18 protein-coding genes are annotated in these 16,759 nt (G+C 60.9%); 9 read left to right on the top strand and 9 right to left on the bottom strand.

Annotated features, from left to right (window positions below; all coding sequences use genetic code 11):
- Nucleotides 1–17: 17 nt before the first annotated feature.
- Genes NDJ10_RS01770 through NDJ10_RS01760 form a run of 3 tightly spaced genes read right to left on the bottom strand, consistent with a single transcriptional unit; the run spans nt 18 to nt 2,570 of the window.
- Entirely contained in the window at nt 18–920 is a 903-nt protein-coding gene (locus tag NDJ10_RS01770) for a metal ABC transporter substrate-binding protein (RefSeq protein WP_296159338.1), read from the bottom strand.
- Between the two features lie 31 nt (nt 921–951).
- The gene (locus tag NDJ10_RS01765; RefSeq protein WP_296159337.1) at nt 952–1,836 is read right to left on the bottom strand and encodes a metal ABC transporter permease; all 885 of its coding nucleotides are present in this window, start codon (nt 1,834–1,836) and stop codon (nt 952–954) included.
- Nucleotides 1,833–2,570 (bottom strand): metal ABC transporter ATP-binding protein, encoded by a 738-nt coding sequence (locus NDJ10_RS01760; RefSeq protein ID WP_296159336.1) that lies wholly within the window; start codon nt 2,568–2,570, stop codon nt 1,833–1,835. Before NDJ10_RS01760 ends, NDJ10_RS01765 begins: the two co-directional genes overlap by 4 nt.
- A 12-nt stretch (nt 2,571–2,582) precedes the next feature.
- On the opposite strand from NDJ10_RS01760, the gene NDJ10_RS01755 reads away from it, so the two are divergent.
- The 4 genes from NDJ10_RS01755 (at nt 2,583) to NDJ10_RS01740 (ending at nt 4,677) form a co-directional block, all read left to right on the top strand.
- Entirely contained in the window at nt 2,583–2,729 is a 147-nt protein-coding gene (locus NDJ10_RS01755; RefSeq protein WP_296159335.1) for a hypothetical protein, read from the top strand.
- A gap of 150 nt (nt 2,730–2,879) precedes the next feature.
- Nucleotides 2,880–3,410 carry a Fur family transcriptional regulator gene (locus NDJ10_RS01750; RefSeq protein ID WP_296159334.1) on the top strand — a complete coding sequence of 177 codons (531 nt, stop codon included), beginning with the start codon at nt 2,880–2,882 and terminating at the stop codon, nt 3,408–3,410.
- A gap of 126 nt (nt 3,411–3,536) precedes the next feature.
- Nucleotides 3,537–3,680, top strand: coding sequence for a DUF3149 domain-containing protein (locus NDJ10_RS01745; protein ID WP_296159333.1), 144 nt, complete (start codon nt 3,537–3,539; stop codon nt 3,678–3,680).
- Between the two features lie 46 nt (nt 3,681–3,726).
- Complete coding sequence (locus tag NDJ10_RS01740) at nt 3,727–4,677, top strand: AEC family transporter (protein ID WP_296159332.1); 951 nt, start codon at nt 3,727–3,729, stop codon at nt 4,675–4,677.
- Here the strand turns inward: NDJ10_RS01740 and pdxH are convergent.
- Nucleotides 4,674–5,327, bottom strand: coding sequence for a pyridoxamine 5'-phosphate oxidase (gene pdxH / locus NDJ10_RS01735; protein ID WP_296159331.1), 654 nt, complete (start codon nt 5,325–5,327; stop codon nt 4,674–4,676). The two genes, NDJ10_RS01740 and pdxH, sit on opposite strands and share 4 nt — an antisense overlap.
- A gap of 137 nt (nt 5,328–5,464) precedes the next feature.
- Here pdxH and edd point away from each other — a divergent pair, with 137 nt between their 5' ends.
- Nucleotides 5,465–7,282, top strand: coding sequence for a phosphogluconate dehydratase (gene edd / locus NDJ10_RS01730; protein ID WP_296159330.1), 1,818 nt, complete (start codon nt 5,465–5,467; stop codon nt 7,280–7,282).
- Between the two features lie 93 nt (nt 7,283–7,375).
- Nucleotides 7,376–8,026, top strand: coding sequence for a bifunctional 4-hydroxy-2-oxoglutarate aldolase/2-dehydro-3-deoxy-phosphogluconate aldolase (gene eda, locus NDJ10_RS01725; RefSeq protein WP_296159329.1), 651 nt, complete (start codon nt 7,376–7,378; stop codon nt 8,024–8,026).
- A gap of 19 nt (nt 8,027–8,045) precedes the next feature.
- Here eda and gloA read toward each other — a convergent pair whose 3' ends face one another.
- Nucleotides 8,046–8,438, bottom strand: coding sequence for a lactoylglutathione lyase (gene gloA, locus NDJ10_RS01720; protein ID WP_296159328.1), 393 nt, complete (start codon nt 8,436–8,438; stop codon nt 8,046–8,048).
- 77 nt (nt 8,439–8,515) lie between these two features.
- Here gloA and NDJ10_RS01715 point away from each other — a divergent pair, with 77 nt between their 5' ends.
- Nucleotides 8,516–8,899 carry a hypothetical protein gene (locus NDJ10_RS01715; RefSeq protein WP_296159327.1) on the top strand — a complete coding sequence of 128 codons (384 nt, stop codon included), beginning with the start codon at nt 8,516–8,518 and terminating at the stop codon, nt 8,897–8,899.
- A gap of 1 nt (nt 8,900) precedes the next feature.
- On the opposite strand, the gene NDJ10_RS01710 is transcribed toward NDJ10_RS01715, so the two are convergent.
- Nucleotides 8,901–10,658: a DEAD/DEAH box helicase gene (locus tag NDJ10_RS01710; protein ID WP_296159326.1), complete on the bottom strand. Its 1,758-nt coding sequence runs from the start codon at nt 10,656–10,658 to the stop codon at nt 8,901–8,903.
- Nucleotides 10,659–10,913: 255 nt separating this feature from the next.
- Between NDJ10_RS01710 and ettA the strand changes: the two genes are divergently transcribed.
- Both ettA and NDJ10_RS01700 read left to right on the top strand, forming a co-directional pair.
- Entirely contained in the window at nt 10,914–12,575 is a 1,662-nt protein-coding gene (ettA, locus tag NDJ10_RS01705) for an energy-dependent translational throttle protein EttA (protein WP_296159325.1), read from the top strand.
- 23 nt (nt 12,576–12,598) lie between these two features.
- On the top strand, nt 12,599–14,884 hold the full coding sequence (locus NDJ10_RS01700; protein ID WP_296159324.1) for a DUF1631 family protein: 2,286 nt from the start codon (nt 12,599–12,601) through the stop codon (nt 14,882–14,884).
- Nucleotide 14,885: 1 nt separating this feature from the next.
- Here the strand turns inward: NDJ10_RS01700 and NDJ10_RS01695 are convergent, their stop codons facing one another.
- The 3 genes from NDJ10_RS01695 to NDJ10_RS01685 form a co-directional block, all read right to left on the bottom strand.
- Nucleotides 14,886–15,332, bottom strand: coding sequence for a GatB/YqeY domain-containing protein (locus tag NDJ10_RS01695; protein WP_296159323.1), 447 nt, complete (start codon nt 15,330–15,332; stop codon nt 14,886–14,888).
- A gap of 102 nt (nt 15,333–15,434) precedes the next feature.
- On the bottom strand, nt 15,435–15,647 hold the full coding sequence (gene rpsU / locus NDJ10_RS01690; RefSeq protein ID WP_296159322.1) for a 30S ribosomal protein S21: 213 nt from the start codon (nt 15,645–15,647) through the stop codon (nt 15,435–15,437).
- Nucleotides 15,648–15,827: 180 nt separating this feature from the next.
- Nucleotides 15,828–16,730, bottom strand: coding sequence for an alpha/beta fold hydrolase (locus NDJ10_RS01685; protein WP_296159321.1), 903 nt, complete (start codon nt 16,728–16,730; stop codon nt 15,828–15,830).
- Nucleotides 16,731–16,759: the final 29 nt, after the last annotated feature.

Below are 16,759 nucleotides of genomic sequence, written 5' to 3'. Positions count from 1 at the left end.
ATGTGCTCTGACCCCAACTAATTAAGTAGCATGCCGGCAAGCAGTTGCGTCAGGTTGTGCTGCATCATTTTGAGGTAACTTGAACCCGGCTCAGCCGGCCCGGACAGCGCGTCGGAGTACAGGGTGCCGCCCAGCGTGGCGCCAGCGTCTTTGCTGAGTTGCGCGATCAATTTGGGGTTGCTCATGTTCTCGACAAAGACGGCCCTGATTTTTTCGCGCTTCATTTGCCGGATCAACCCGGCCACATGTTTCGCGCTGGGCGTGGCATCGGCGTTGACACCCTCAGGCGACAGAAACTTGATCTGGTAATGCGCCGCAAAGTAGCCAAAAGCATCGTGTGAGGTGATCACCTTGCGTTTGGCTGCGGGCAGGGCGGCAATTTGCGCCCTGGCTTGCGCATCAAACTCTTGCAGCTGTTGGGCATAACGCGCTGCATTGGCCTGGTAGCTGCTCGCACCCGCAGGGTCCACTTTGGACAGGCTGGCAGCAATATTTTGTACGTACAGCACCACGTTGTTGGGGTTTTGCCAGGCGTGCGGGTCGGCATCATGGTGGCCGTGACCGTGGCCAGCGGCTTCCAGCTGAAGCGGCTTGACGCCACGCGAGGCCACCACCATGCTGCCCTGGTAAGCGGCCGATTTGGCCAGTTTTTCGGCCCAGGGTTCAAAGTTGAGCCCATTGATCACAAACAGCCGTGCTTTCAAAATGGTCCTCGCGTCGGCGGGTCTGGGCTCGAAGCTGTGGGCGTCGGCATCGGGCCCCACCAGGGTCGTGACCTGCACACGCTCGCCACCCACCACCTGCACCAGGTCGCCGAGGATGCTGAACGAGGCCACCACCGGAACCGGCTCTGTGGCATGGCCGACTGGCATGAAGAGCACGCCAAAAAGCAGTGCCGGGATCGCGAGGATGTTGATCATGGTGTGGTTTTCTTGTCTATTGGGGGTAAATTCAGCCGACCCGGTGCGGGCGCTTGAGCGCGCGGGGCAGCCAGCCGCCGGGCGATACCGCCAGGGACAGGCCGTAAAGCAGCCCGGCGCAGCCAATGATGGTCGGCCCGCTGGGTGTGTCGAGGTGGTAGGACAGCAGCAGCCCGACGCTGCCGGCTAAGGCGGCCTGGACGCTGGCGTTGACCAGTTGAGCGCTCAAGGAATCGTGCCAGAGCCGGGCCGATACCGCTGGCAGCATCATCAGACCCACCGCCATCAGCGTGCCCAGGGTCTGAAAGCCGGCCACCAGGTTGACCACGACCAGCATCAGAAAAGCCTGCTGCCAGATCCAGCCGCGACGGCCCCAGCCGCAGCCCGCGGCAGCCAGAAATACCGGGTCAAAGCTCTCCAGTACCAGTCCGCGGTACAGCGCCGCCAGGGCGATCACGCTGACACTGGCGACGCTGACCACCAGCAGCAATCCGGAGCCATCCACCCCCAGGGCACTGCCGAACAAAATGTGCAGCAGGTCGAGCTGTGTACCTTGCCGCGATAACAGGGTCACCCCCAGGGCCAGCGCCACCAGGTAAATTGCGGCCAGGCTGGCGTCTTCTTTCAGCGTGGTGAAGCGGCTGATGAAGCCGGCCAGGCCGGCGGCCAGCATGCCCGAGATCACGCCACCGGCGGCCATGGCGGTCAGTGACAGGCCAGAAAACATGAAACCAATCGCCACACCGGGCAGCACAGCGTGGCTGATGGCATCACCCAGCAGACTCATGCGGCGCAGCGTCAGGAAGACACCAAGCGGGGCGGCGCTCACGGCGAGCGCCAGCGTGGCCACCAGCGCACGGCGCATGAAGGCGAATTCGGCAAACGGGCCGACCACAAAGTCCCACAGCGCCATCATGCGGTGACCTCGTCGGTGTGGCAAATGTCGGCGCTATCGTCCCAGGCTTCGGCCAGGGCGCGGGCACGCAGCAAATTGGCATCTGTCAGCACCGCCGCTGTATCGCCCCAGGCCACCAGTTCGCGCGCCAGCAGCACCGTCTGATCAAAGTGGGCGCGCACCTGGGCGTCGTCATGCAGCACGGCAATCACGGTGCGGCCCTGGGCGTGCCACTGTTTGATCAGGTCGAGCAGCGTGGCCGTGGTGCGCGAGTCCATCGCGTTGAAGGGTTCGTCGAGCAGAATCAGATCGGCGTCCTGCATCAGCAGACGGGCAAACAGCACGCGCTGAAACTGTCCGCTCGACAGCGAGCCCACCGTGCGCTCCTCAAAACCCTCCAGCCCGACGTTGTGAATGGCGGCATCGGCACAGGCCAGCATGTCGGCAGTGACGCCGCCCCAGGCTCCCAAGGCGCTCCAGCAACCCAGCAGCACGCAATCGCGCACCGGCATCGGAAAGCTGCGGTCGATCTCGGTCATTTGCGGCAGGTAGGCGATGCGTGCACGCGGCGTATTCACCTGAACACGTCCACCAGAGCTTGTCAGCAGGCCCATGATGCTTTTGAGCAGCGTACTCTTGCCCGAGCCATTGGGACCGATCACGGCGGTGAGGGAGCCATTGGCAAATTCGCCGCTGACGTGGTGCAGGGCAGGGTGCTGGCGGTAGCTCACCGTCAGGTTGTCAATCCTTACCACGGGACCGCTCCCATGTTGGCCCACCAAACAGCCAGCCAGAGCGTGATCACCAGCGGCAGGATGACCAGGATTCTTCGCCATGCAGGCCAGGCCAGTACGCTCAGGCGCCTGCTGATTCTGGCCTGGGGGAGGCTGGCATGGGTGGGTGCACGCGCGTGATCGTGCAGGTGTATGGGAGCTGGATGCGTCATGGCATGATGAAAATCGGTAAATTGCTGCAATAATGCAACTGAATTGCAATATAGTTTATCGCAACTCAATTGCAATAAAATGCTTCCGAAGCAAATTCATAGCCACAAATTCCGTCCGATGCCTGTCGCGTCCCCTTTATCTCTCGTCGATCCCATCGATGCCTTGCTGTCTGCCCATGGCTTGCGGCGCACCGATGCGGCCCGGCGTGTGCTGGGCTGGCTGCTGGCGCACCCGGACACCAGCTATACCCACGCCCAGTTGCAAACGGCGCTGCAAAACGACACCGCCACAGAAGCCCAGGGCGAAACAGGCAGCACGCTCGACCGCGTCACCCTTTATCGCCTGATTGATCGCCTGACGCAAGTGGGCCTGCTGCTGTGCCGGGTTGATGCCAGGCGGGTGCGGCGCTACCAGGCCATGCCCGCCAGCGTGCATGCCTTGCCGCACTTCGAATGCCAGAACTGCCATCGCGACCAACCTTTGCAGGGTGCCTTGCAGGGCAATGCGCTTGATCTGGAAGTGGCTGCGCAAAACGCCTTGCAAGCGCTCAAGGCGCTGGGCTATCAGGGTTTGAGTCTGGATCTGGCGGTACGAGGTGTCTGTGCCGACTGCGCCACGGCGGCCCAGACCACCAACCAGACGCCATAACCCGGGCGCGGTCACGACTTATTTTCCTGAAATTTGATGTAGGTCAGATTTTCAAGGCATGCGACGTCGCATAGTTCAGCGACGCCCGTTTGGGCTCGGTGATTGATATTTTTAAGGACGCGCACCATGAAAGCTCTACAAGACCTTTTTTCCACCGACTACGGCATCATGAGCTTTGTGGTGATCGCCGCGATCGTCGTTGGCTTGGGAATTGCTTACGGTGTGTTGAGGTCAAAAATGGCTGAAAGTGCCAAGAGCGCTGGCAAGTAGCGCACGATCAGGGACAATCAGACCCCACTCAATCTGATTGCCTGACGTGAATCACCCGGTTTTTTCTGCCCTGCTGCCTGTCGTTTTATTGATCGCCATTGGGTTCATTGCGGGTCGTGCCGGCTGGATCAGGGCGGAAGCCATCAAGGACTTGTCCAACCTGGTGTTCATGGTGCTCACGCCAGCACTGCTGTTTCGTACCATGAGCACGGTGCATGTGGAGCAGCTCAATTTCAAGCCGGTGGCCATGTATTTTGTGGCTGCCCTGCTGCTGTTTGCCGGCATGCTGGCGTGGCGGGGCTGGAGCCGGCGCACGGCCGTACTGGCGCTGGCCGCCACCTTCAGCAACACCGTGATGATCGGCATCCCGCTGATTGGCCTGGCTTACGGCCAAGCCGGTCTGGTGACACTCTTTACCCTGATCTCCGTGCACTCCCTGGTGCTGCTGACGCTGGCCACCGTGGTGCTTGAGCTGGTGTCCGCCCGGGAGGAGCGCGCCACCGGGCAGGGTGGTCAAAGGCACATGGCGCTCACGGTGCTGGCGGCCGTGAAAAGCGGCGTCATTCACCCGGTGCCATTGCCCATCATCGTGGGCCTGTTATTTGCCCAGACTGGCTTGGTGCTGCCAGAGGTAGTGGACAAGCCCCTGCACCTGCTTGGCAGTGCCTTTGGTCCTGTGGCTTTGGTGTTGGTTGGCGTGACGTTGACACAGGTCCAGGTGGGCCCGTATCTGAAGAGTGCTTTGGGCATCAGTTTGCTCAAAAACCTGGTGCTGCCCAGCCTGGTGGCGGCGTTGGGACTGGCCTTGGGCATGTCGGGTTTGCCGTTGACCGTGATGATCGTCACTGCCTCGCTGCCCATGGGCGCCAATGTGTTTTTGTTTGCGCAGCGCTACGAAGTGGCGCAGGATCTTGTAACCGCCAGCATGACGGTGTCCACTGTCATCGGGTTGGCGACCACCACTCTGGTGATGCCGTTGGTGGCGCTGCTGCCCTAAGGTGCCAGCCGCTCCCGGACCCAGGACAGGTCGGCGCTGTCTGACGGATGCACCAAACGGTATTGCAGCCGGTCATGCAAGCGGCTTTTGCGCCCCTGCCAGAACTGCCAGTTGTCAGGCTTGAGCCGGTAGCCGCCCCAGTGCGGCGGCCGTGGCGGGTTCAATAAAAACTGGGCACCATAACGTGCCGCATTGGCTACCAGCACACCACGCCCACTGATCACCTGGCTTTGTGGACTGGCCCAGGCGCCAATGCGCGAATCCAGCGGACGGCTGTGAAAGTAGGTGTCGCTCTCTTCGGCACTGACCTTTTCCACGATGCCCTCGATGCGCACCACGCGTTCCAGTTCGACCCAATGGAACTGCAGGGCCGCATAGGGGTTGCCGGCCAGTTCCTGGCCCTTGCGGCTGTCATAGTTGGTGTACCAGACAATGCCGCGTTCGTCATAATCCTTGATCAGCACCACGCGCGTGCTGGGACGCAGGTTGCTGGCCACCGTGGCCACGGTCATGGCGTTGGGCTCGGGCACTTCGGCTGCCATGGCCTCTTTGAGCCATTGTTCAAACTGTTTCAGGGGATCGGCATGCGAGGCGTCTTCGCTGAGTTCGGCGCGTTCGTAACTTTTTCGGAGATTGGCAATATGGGTCATGCCGGAAGTATAGGGAATTCGTTCTGGCGGGATCGGTTGCGGAATTGGTAACCCATTGGTAACTATGCAGTCCTGCTGGATTCAATTTAGCGGGTAAGATTGCGTATGTAACTTAGTTACCAACTTTTATGAAAACCATGAAACTCAACGACACCGTGGCTTTGGTCACCGAACGCATCGCCCAGCGCAGTTTGCCCACACGCACGGCGTATCTGGCCCGGCTTGAGACTGCGCTGCAGCGGCCACCGGGTGCCCAACGCCTGGGTTGCGCCAACGTGGCACACGCGTTTGCTGCGTTACCTGGTAACGACAAATTGCGCGTGGTCGCAGAAAAAGCGCCCAACATCGGCATCGTCACCGCTTACAACGACATGCTGTCGGCCCATGCGCCGCTGCAGCATTACCCCGACCTGATCAAGGCCGAGGCGCGCAGACACGGTGCCACGGCACAGGTGGCCGGCGGCGTGCCTGCCATGTGCGACGGCGTCACGCAGGGCACGCCGGGCATGGAGCTGAGCCTGTTTTCGCGCGACGTGATTGCCATGGCCACGGCCGTTTCGCTGAGCCACGACGTCTTTGCCGGTGCGCTGATGCTGGGCGTGTGCGACAAGATCGTGCCTGGCCTGCTGATTGGCGCGCTGCAATTTGGTCATTTGCCCACCGTCTTTGTGCCGGCCGGACCCATGACTTCCGGCTTGTCCAACAATGAAAAATCCAAGATACGTGAACGAGCCGCCCAGGGCCTGGTCGGGCGCACAGAATTGCTGGCGGCTGAATCTGCGGCCTACCATGGCGCCGGCACCTGCACCTTTTATGGTACCGCCAACAGCAACCAGATGCTGCTTGAAGCCATGGGCCTGCATGTACCGGGCACCGCCTTCATCAACCCCGGCGCTGACGTGCGCAACGAACTCACCCGCGAGGCGCTGCGCACCGTGCTGGGCAGCGCCAATTACAAATGCCCACCCATTGGCCGTGTGGTCGATGAACGCTGCATCGTCAACGCCATGGTCGCCTTGCTGGCCACCGGGGGCTCCACCAACCACCTGATCCACTGGGTGGCAGTGGCGCGCGCCGCCGGTATCGTGATCGACTGGGATGACTTCTCGGCGCTGTCCGATGTCGTGCCGCTGCTGAGTCGCGTCTATCCCAACGGCAGCGCCGACGTCAACCAATTCCAGGCGGCCGGTGGTCCCGGCTTCATCATCCGCGAACTGCTCGATGGCGGCTTCATGCACGCTGATGTGCTGACCAACCGGCCTGGTGGCCTGCGTGAGTACACCGGTATCCCGCGCGCTGCCGAAGACGGCCGCCTGCAATGGGATATCGCAGCGGCCAGCCTGGACGAATCGGTGGTGCGCCCGGCAAGCAGCCCGTTCAGCCCCAGCGGCGGTCTGAAACTGCTGCAGGGCAACCTGGGTCGCAGCGTGATCAAGATTTCGGCCGTCCCCGATGACCGCCATGTGATCGAGGCACCCTGCCGCGTCTTTGACTCGCAGGACGCCTTGCACCAAGCCTTTGCTGCTGATGAACTCAACCGCGATGTGATCTGCGTGGTGCGCTGGCAGGGTCCGCAGGCCAATGGCATGCCCGAACTGCACAAGCTGACGCCGCCGCTGGCCGTGCTGCAAGGCAAGGGCTACCGGGTTGCGCTGGTCACTGACGGCCGCATGAGCGGTGCCTCGGGCAAGGTGCCTGCTGCCATTCATGTCTCGCCCGAGGCTGCTGCCGGGGGCCCGCTGGCGCGAGTGCGCGACGGCGATATGATCCGGCTGGACGCCAATGCGGGCACACTGCAGGTGTTGCTGACGGATGCTGAATGGAGCGCACGCGACGTTTTGCCCATGCCGGAGACGCTACGCCAGGCCAATGGCCAGGGCATGGGTCGCGAGCTGTTTGCCAGCATGCGCAGAAATGCCCTGAGCGCCGAAGAGGGCGCTTGCAGCTGGCTCTGACCAGGCGCATGGATTGCCGCGCTGGTCGTCATTGCGAGGAACGCAGCGACGCAGCAATCGAAATGACTGTTACTCCTTTTATTGAAAGATCCCATGACAAATCAAACGCCCTTGACCGCCTTGCAGGTCATGCAAGATGCCCCGGTGATCCCGGTGATTGTTCTCAACGACGTGGCGCACGCAGTGCCGATGGCGCGCGCTCTGCTGGCGGGCGGCATTCGCATGCTCGAAGTCACACTGCGCACGCCCCAGGCGCTGGCCTGCATCGAGGCCATCGCCCGCGAAGTCCCCGAGGCAGTAGTGGGTGCCGGCACGGTGCGCAGCCGGGCTGACGCCCAGGCCGCCGCCAATGCCGGAGCGCGTTTTGCGGTCAGTCCGGGCTACACCTCCACGGTGGGGCAGGCCTGCCGCGACATGGGTCTGGCACTCTTGCCTGGCGTGGCGACGGGTGGCGAGATCATGGCCGCCTGCGAAGACGGCTTCACCGAACTCAAGTTTTTCCCGGCAGTGCAAGCCGGCGGCGTGGCCATGCTCAAGGCCTGGGCGGGCCCATTTTTTGACGTCAGGTTTTGCCCCACGGGCGGTGTCACCCTGCAAAACGCCCCCGACTTTTTAGCCTTGGGCAACGTCGTGTGTGTCGGCGGCTCCTGGCTGGTGCCAGCGAGCACCGCTGAACAGGGTGACTGGGGTCGTGTGACCCGTCTGGCTGGTGAAACGGCAAATCTGAGGAATCTGGCGCGCTAAGCTTGGGCCCGCGGGGCGCTCAAGCGGACTCTGGTCGCTGGATCAACTCTATTTTGTAGCCATCCGGGTCGGTGACAAAGGCAATCACCGTGCTGCCGCCCTTGACCGGGCCGGCCTCGCGCGTCACGTTGCCGCCCGCCAGGCGAATCCTGTCGCAGGCGGCTACAGCGTCGGGTACGGCCAGCGCAATATGGCCGTAAGCGGTACCCAGCTCATAGTGGTCCACGCCCCAGTTGTAGGTGAGTTCCAGTTCGGCATGTTCCGGGTTGCTGCCGTAACCGACAAAGGCCAGCGTGTACTTGTACTCAGGATTTTCCGAGGTACGCAGCAGTGTCATACCCAGCACCTGGGTGTAAAAATCGATGGCACGTTGCAAGTTGCCAACGCGCAGCATGGTGTGCAGCAGTCGCATGGTTTGGGTTCCTTCAAGTTGGGTGCGCCTTGACTTGGCAGGCAATAATCAAGGCCATTGTTCATCACGGAGTCAACATGACCCAGTTCACGAAAGTTATTTTATTTACCGACAGCGACGGTTATGCGCGCTTCAGGGAAGAACCGGTGGCTCTCGACCAGGGTTCACCGCTTTCGGCCTTGTCGGCCCTGATGCCGTCGGGAGGGTACCAGTTGCGCGCCAGTCCGGTGGGTTTTCGCAGCAGCTTCCACTGCACCACCGACCCGCAATGGGTCTTCATTTTGGGCGGTCAGATGGAAATCGGCCTGCAGGACGGCAGCTCACGCATCTTCAAGCCGGGCGAGCATTTCTACTCGGCCGACCTGTTGCCGGCAGGTCAGGTTTTTGATGCCAAGCGCCACGGCCACTGGAGTCGCCAGGTGGGGCCGGAGCCCCTGCAAACGCTGTTTGTGCGCGGCTAGCCTAGCGGCCTGACTGACCGCGGGTGCCGCTGGCATTGCGCGGGCGGTTGCCGCCCGGCCGGCCGGCTCCACCGCTGGGGCGACCGCCGCCCCCAAAACCACCGCCGCCACCGGCGTTGCGGTTACCGCCACCGAAACCACCGCGACGTGGACCGCGGTCGGTCATCATGTCAACGCTGGTGCGCATCGGGTCGGGCTGACCACCGGCGCCGGAGCGCGAGGTGCCCGCGCCGGCATCGACCGGACCACCGTAACCACCGCCATTGCCGCCGCCGTAGCCGCGGGCCTGGCGTTGACCAGGGCCACGCGCCGCTTGCTCGGCTGCGCTCAGGTGGCTGCGTGGCTCCGCCTCACGGCCTTCGCCGGCAAAACCGGTGCCTGCTGCGTTGCCGCGGCCGCCACGGCTGCCGCCGCGACCACCGGGGGCCGGGCCTCTGCCGCCACCGCCATTGCCACTTCGGGCCGCGCCCGGGCCCCTGCTCTCGCGCACCCGGGTCAGCATTTCGGTGCGAGCCGCCTTGGCCGCAGCCTGCATCACATCACGGCTTGGCGGCTTGCCGGCACCGCCCCAGATCGTCTGGCGCCCCATGGCAATGGGCTCGGCTTTTTCACCAGGCTCGGGCATGAACTCAGGGATGATTTGCACCGGGATGTCTTGTTTGGTAAAGCGCTCAATGGCTTGCATGAAGCCTTCTTCGTCCAGACTCACCAGGTTCACCGCCGTACCGTCGGCACCGGCGCGGCCTGTGCGGCCAATGCGGTGCACGTAGTCTTCGGTCACATTGGGAATGTCGTAATTGACCACATGCGGCAGGTCGTCGATGTCAATGCCGCGGGCGGCAATGTCGGTGGCCACCAGCGCGCGCATCTCGCCGCTCTTGAAGCCCGCCAGCGCCTGGGTGCGGGCCGACTGGCTCTTGTTGCCGTGCAGGGCCATGGCCGTGATGCCATTTTTTTCCAGGAACTCGGCCACGTTGTTGGCACCAAACTTGGTTCGGGTGAACACCAGCACCTGGCTCCAGTTTTTTTCCTGGATGATGTGTGCCAGCAGTGCTTTTTTCTTGCCGCGACCCACCGGGTGAATCAATTGCGTGATGCGTTGCACCGTGGTGTTACGCGGCGTCACTTGCACGCTTTGCGGATTTTTCAGCAGTGTGGCGGCGAGTTCGCGGATCTCATCGCTGAAGGTGGCCGAAAACAGCAGGCTCTGCTTTTCCCTGGGCACCGCAGCCAGCACTTTTTTCACGTCGTGGATAAACCCCATGTCAAGCATGCGGTCGGCCTCGTCGAGCACCAGGATCTGCACCTGGCTCAGGTCAACCATGCCTTGCTGCATCAGGTCGAGCAGGCGCCCGGGTGTGGCCACCAGGATGTCGACGCCTTTTTTCAGGCGGCTGATCTGCGGGTTCATGCCGACGCCGCCAAAAATCGCGACCGAGGTCAATGCCAGGTACTTGCCGTAGGTTTGCACCGATTCTTCCACCTGTGCCGCCAGCTCGCGGGTCGGGGTCAGCACCAGGGCGCGGGTGGCGACGCCACCAAATTTGTTACGCGGGGCTTCGGTGGCACTCAGCTTGTTGAGCATGGGCAGCACAAAGGCGGCCGTTTTGCCGGTGCCGGTCTGGGCACCACCAAGCAGATCATGGCCTTCGAGCACGACCGGAATGGCCTGTGCCTGAATTGGCGTGGGAGTTTCGTAGCCTTGCTCAAGCACGGCCTTGATGATGGCCGGAGCCAGATTTAGTTCTTCAAATTTCATTTAGAGGTGCACCCCATCCAGGGCGCCAGGGCATCGGCCTGTTCTGTGCGGGTAGCAGCAGTTCAGTCAAAGGCAGATGGGATCAAAAATGGAACCGCGGTGCTGTACCTGGGTTCCCAGCAAGGTGCTGGTCTTGCAGGCAACTGAAGCCCCACAAGCCCGCGTATTGTCGCATGCTCTGGCACCCCCCCGTTTTTTTTAGCTTGAGTACACCGATAATGCTGTCTTTATCTCTTATGTGAATGCAATAGACCCATGGCTCAATACGTATTTTCAATGAACCGCGTCGGCAAGATCGTGCCGCCCAAGCGGCACATTCTGAAAGACATTTCTCTCAGCTTCTTCCCCGGTGCCAAGATTGGCGTGCTCGGCACCAACGGCTCCGGCAAATCCACCCTGCTCAAGATCATGGCCGGGCTCGACAAGGAAATTGAGGGCGAAGCCATCCCGATGCCGGGCCTGAACATCGGCTACCTGCCGCAGGAACCGCAACTCGATCCCGACAAGACCGTGCGCGAAACCGTGGAAGAGGCCATGGGCAAGGTGTTGAAAGCCAAGGCTCGCCTTGAAGAGGTCTACATCGCCTATGGCGACGAAGACGCCGACTTTGACAAGCTGGCTGCCGAGCAGGCCGAGCTGGAAGCCATCATTGCTACTGCCGGCACCGACTCCGAACACCAGCTCGAAATTGCCGCCGACGCCCTGCGCCTGCCGCCGTGGGAGGCCCGGGTAGGCGTGTTGTCGGGCGGTGAGAAGCGCCGCGTGGCCTTGTGCCGCCTGCTGCTGGAGCACCCCGACATGCTCCTGCTGGACGAGCCGACCAACCACCTTGACGCTGAATCGGTGGACTGGCTGGAGCAATTCCTGCAGCGCTACAGCGGCACCGTGGTCGCCATCACCCACGACCGCTACTTCCTGGACAACGCCGCCGAGTGGATTCTGGAGCTCGACCGTGGCAACGGCATCCCGTACAAGGGTAATTACAGCTCCTGGATGGAACAAAAGCAGGCCCGTCTGGAGCAGGAGCAAAAGGGCGAAGAGTCCCGCGCCAAGGCGCTCAAAAAAGAGCTTGAATGGTCGCGCCAGAACCCCAAGGCGCGCCAGGCCAAGAGCAAGGCCCGCCTGGCCCGCTTCGAGGAACTGTCCGACTTCGAGTACCAGAAGCGCAACGAAACCAACGAGATCTTCATTCCCGTGGCCGACCGCCTGGGCAACGAAGTCATCGAATTCGTCAACGTCAGCAAATCCTTTGGCGACCGCCTGCTCATCGACAACCTGAGCTTCAAGGTGCCTGCGGGTGCCATCGTCGGTATCATCGGCCCCAATGGCGCCGGTAAGTCGACGCTGTTTCGCATGATCGCGGGCAAGGAAAAACCCGACAGCGGCGAGGTCAAGGTCGGCGCCACCGTCAAGATGGCCTTTGTCGACCAGAGCCGCGACGACCTGAGCAATGACAAGACCGTCTGGGAAGACGTTTCGGGCGGGCTCGACATGCTCAACATCGGCAAGTTCACCATGGCCAGCCGTGCCTATTGCGGGCGCTTCAATTTCAATGGTGCCGACCAGCAAAAACGTGTCGGCACGCTTTCTGGCGGTGAGCGCGGGCGCCTGCACCTGGCCAAGACGCTGATTGCCGGCGGCAACGTGCTGATGCTCGACGAACCCTCCAACGACCTCGACGTGGAAACCCTGCGCGCCCTCGAAGACGCCTTGCTCGAATTTGCCGGCTCGGTCATGGTCATCAGCCATGACCGCTGGTTTCTGGACCGCATTGCCACCCACATCCTGGCTTGCGAAGGCGACAGCCAATGGTGCTTTTTTGATGGCAACTATCAGGAATACGAAGCCGACAAGAAAAAACGGTTGGGCGAGGAGGGCGCACGGCCGCACCGCATGCGTTTCAAGGCGCTGCGTTAACGGACCGGTAAGCGAGTACCCCAGTGAATTCAGCCAGTCGATCCGAGCAATACCTCACGCTGTTTCGTGCCGCATTGGCACAGTCGGCACGCCATGGCGAGGCTTTGCTGAGCCATGTGTTTCTGGTGACGCGTCGATCGCTTGCGCAGGAATTCAACCGTGCCACCGGGCAACACGAGCACGCCCAACTCGGTCTGTGCATCAAGCTGCTGGATGAAAAAGCTGCAGCTTTGTGTGCCCGCTTTCCAGTCTTGTTGCGTCAGGCATTTGAGGACAAACAAGCGGTCAGCTCCCAGTTTGGCGAGCTGACCCTGGGTGAGCTAAGCCATAGGCAGCTGGAGAACATGGATGAAAGCCAGGTGCAGGAGCGCGTTGAATTCGCCCGTGCATTGCAGTTGGTCCAAAGCATCGCACAACAAAGCTTGAGTGAACTCAACGGATGCATCGGAACCTTGTTGGGCCTGGCACATGTCCAACCCGAGCGCAATCCCTTGCGACCGCAAACTTACCTGACTGTTTTGCAGGAGGTGCTGCTGCAGGCGGCAGTGCCGATCCAAGTGCGAATCACCTGGACCCAGCACCTGGCCTCTGGTTTGGGGGATGCCTTGAAATCCTCCTACAGTGCGTTGGCGCAGAAAATCAAATCTTATGGTGTGCTGCCGCTGCCAGCAGGCGAACCGGAGAAGCCGCTTGTGGCGGCCCGCGGCCAAGCAGCTGTGCACTGGAAAAATGGGGCTGACGAAACATCACAGCAGCCCAGTGTGTTGACCCTGAACCGCTTGCGTGAATTATTGGCAGATCAGACCGACTCTCAACAAGAGGTTGCCCCTGATGAAGCGGTGACCCAGTTCGCGGGAGCATTGGACTGGAACGTGGCGGACACCGCGGATGCTTCGCCAACGCCAGACTTCGCGCAGGCGACCACTGATTTCGCCTCGACGGTCCCAGCCGCCTTTGAGGCGCTGCAAAACATGAACCAGGCAGACGAAGAAGTGGTACCTTTGTCGCAGCGCCAGGACACCTTGATGGACAAGGCCGGGCAAGCCGAATCCACACGGCAGATGTTGCGCAAAAGCTGTCAAAGTTCTGCCCAGGTTCTCAGTTTTGAGGTGATGGTGCAGATGATTGACAACCTGGTCAAAGACACCCGGTTGCTCAAGCCCATTCGCGATGTCATCGCCAACCTTGAACCCGCCCTGTTGCGGCTGGTATTGGTCGATCCCCGGTTTTTCAATAACAAGCAACATCCGGCGCGACGCATGTTGCAGGAAATCACCCAGCGTGGCCTGGTTTTTGGTTCGGCAGATACACCTGAATGCGCACGCTTCATCCGCTCATTGCACCGCTACGTGAATCCCCTGTCGCGCATCCAGATCGACAGCGCCGAGCCTTTCGATCTGGCGCTTTTCAACCTCAACAACATGTGGTCGGAGCAAGTGATCCAGTCACAGCAGACCGTGCAACAGGCCATGCGCGTCCTCAACCGCGTGGAAGAACGAAACCTGCTGGCCGAAAAGATCAGTGCCAACCTCGACCTTATCCCCGAGATGCGGCAGGTGCCCGCCTCGGTCGCCGAATTTCTTTGCGGACCATGGGCTCAAGTGATTGCAACCGCAGAACTCAACAACAAAACCGGGGGCACCGAAGATCCCGGCGGGTATAAAAATCTGGTCAATCTCCTGTTGTGGAGCGCCCAGCCTGAGTTGACCCGAAAGGATCTGGGCCAGCTCACCAAACTGGTATCCAAGCTCCTGGCGAAATTACGTGAAGGGCTGGGCCTGATTGATTATCCGGCCGTGAAAACAAGCCTGTTTTTCGACGCTCTCATGAAACTGCATCAGCAGGCTTTCCGGCCTGCGCCCGATGCATCCACTGTTGCGCCCAGAATTGACAAGACCAATTTGCCGGGCAACCACAGGCACTGGCTGGCACCTGAAGAAGCCAAGGTTTCAGGATTCATGGAAATGCCTGACGATTTTCCGGTAAATCGGCCAGTGCCGCCACCAACCCAGGGTGCTTCTGCACCGTCATTGCCGTCGCTTGAAAAATTGGTGGTCGGTTCCTGGGTGGAAATTGCCATCCAGGGAAACTGGCAGCGTAGCCAGCTCAGCTGGATCAGTCCGCAACGCACCATGTACCTGTTTACCGGCGTGCAAGGCCAGACCCAGTCCATGACACGGCCCTCGCTTGAACATCTTGTGCATACCCAGGCGCTGCGCCTGGTGTCCGAGCACTCCATGGTCGACAGCGCACTCGACGAGGTGGTACACACCGCCATGCGCAACAGCCTCGAAAGAGGCCAGACCTGACTCAGTTGGCCAGTGCCGCCTTGACGGCTTGTGACACCATGGCCATGTCCGCCTTGCCGGCCAGTTGTGTTTTGACGGCGGCCATGACCTTGCCCATGTCACCCGGGCCCTTGGCGCCCAGGCCGGCCACAATGGCCTGTACCGCCGCGCTGACTTCTTCAGCGCTGAGGCGCTGCGGCAAATAGGCTTGCAGTACCACGATCTCGGCACTTTCCTTGTCTGCCAGATCCATCCGGCTGGCCTGGGTGTAGGCGGCCACCGAATCCTTGCGCTGCTTGATGAGCTTGTCCACAATCGCGATCATGGCGGCATCGTCCAGCACCACACGCTCGTCCACTTCCTTTTGCTTGGCCGCGGCAAGCAGCAGGCGGATGGTCCCCAGACGCGCGCTGTCCTTGGCCCGCATGGCGGTTTTCATGTCTTCGGTAATTTGGTCTTTGAGGGACATTTTGGTGGCTCCTGTGATTGGATTGGGCATAAAAAAAGCCCGCCTGAGCGTCCCCGGCGAGCTTGTTCAAGAGGCTGCAGCAGCCCTGTCAGAACGACAGGCTCAATACAGTTTCTTGGGCAATTGCATGGCGCGGATGCGCTTGTAATTGCGTTTGACGGCAGCAGCCTTCTTGCGCTTACGCTCAGAGGTGGGCTTTTCGTAGAACTCGCGTGCACGCAAGTCGGTCAAAAGGCCCAGTTTTTCAATGGTGCGTTTGAAGCGGCGCAGTGCGACGTCAAAGGGTTCGTTGTCTTTAACACGGATGGTTGTCATTACGTCAAGAGATCCTAAATGTGTAAACGTCCAGTTTCGGGAAGATCGGGCCTAAAACCTGACTGTTTACGATTTTCTCCGCTTAAAAGTTGATCAGGCAGCGGAGTTTTGCCAGCAAAGCCTAGGATTATAGCGAGCAAGTTTCTGCTTTGCAGCATTGACATGAAAGATTGGCCGGGATCAGTGTAGTTTTTCCAGCAACCACCGGATCACCCGACCATCCAGACACAGCTCCAGATGACCCAGCCCGCTGAATTCGGTGACCTTGGCATCCGTCAGCACCTGTTCGCGCTGCGGGTAGACGATATTGTCGTGCTGCGTCAGGGCGATGTGCATCAGTTGCCGGCTTGCCGGCGTTTCCTCGGCTTGCAGGTTCTGCAGCCACGGGCTGTGCCATGCCATTTGGGCTGCGTTGGTAGTTGGCGACCAACTGGCCATTTTGGTCCCCTGATGTGGGGTTCCCAGCGTGATGATCCGGGCCGCATTGGCACTGCCATATTGACGTAGCCAGGCCCGAATGATCAGGCCGCCCATGCTGTGTCCGACCAGCGCCACCTGCCCGGCACCGGTGGCCTGTTGCAACTGCCGCACGGCCTGCTCGATTTGAGGGGCGTAATCATCAATCAAGGTAAAGAGAGGCTCCAGCGTGATCGCAAGTACCGGGTGGCCTGCCTGGTGTAGCGCCTTGACGGTCTTGTCCCATACCCGGTAGTTACAGATGTAGCCATGCACCAGCAGCACCGGCATTCGCCAGGGCTGTGTTTGCCGGGGCAGATCCGGGAATCGGACCTCTGTTTTTGTTGCAGCCCATGGCAATTGCAACCAGAAAATACGCAAGGCAGCTAAAAATTCACCGCCAAAAGCCCGCCACCAGAGGGCGCCGGCCAGCTTGGGGCGTGATTGCACCATGCTCACGCAGATGACACCAAATTGCAGCAACAGGGGCAACAACAGGGTGCACAACAACACCAGCGGTAGCGCATTGACACCGCTTTGGCCGAGTTGGGTGGCGGCATAGGCGCCCAGCAAAGCACCGCAGAACAGCTGAATCAGGTAAATGCAACGCAGTAATCTTGCAAGCATGAAGCCTTCTTTGTTTATTGAACTAAATC

The sequence above is a fragment of the Rhodoferax sp. genome, from assembly GCF_023700745.1.
Classification (GTDB): domain Bacteria; phylum Pseudomonadota; class Gammaproteobacteria; order Burkholderiales; family Burkholderiaceae_C; genus Rhodoferax.
This window is presented reverse-complemented; position numbering and strand designations above follow the sequence as displayed.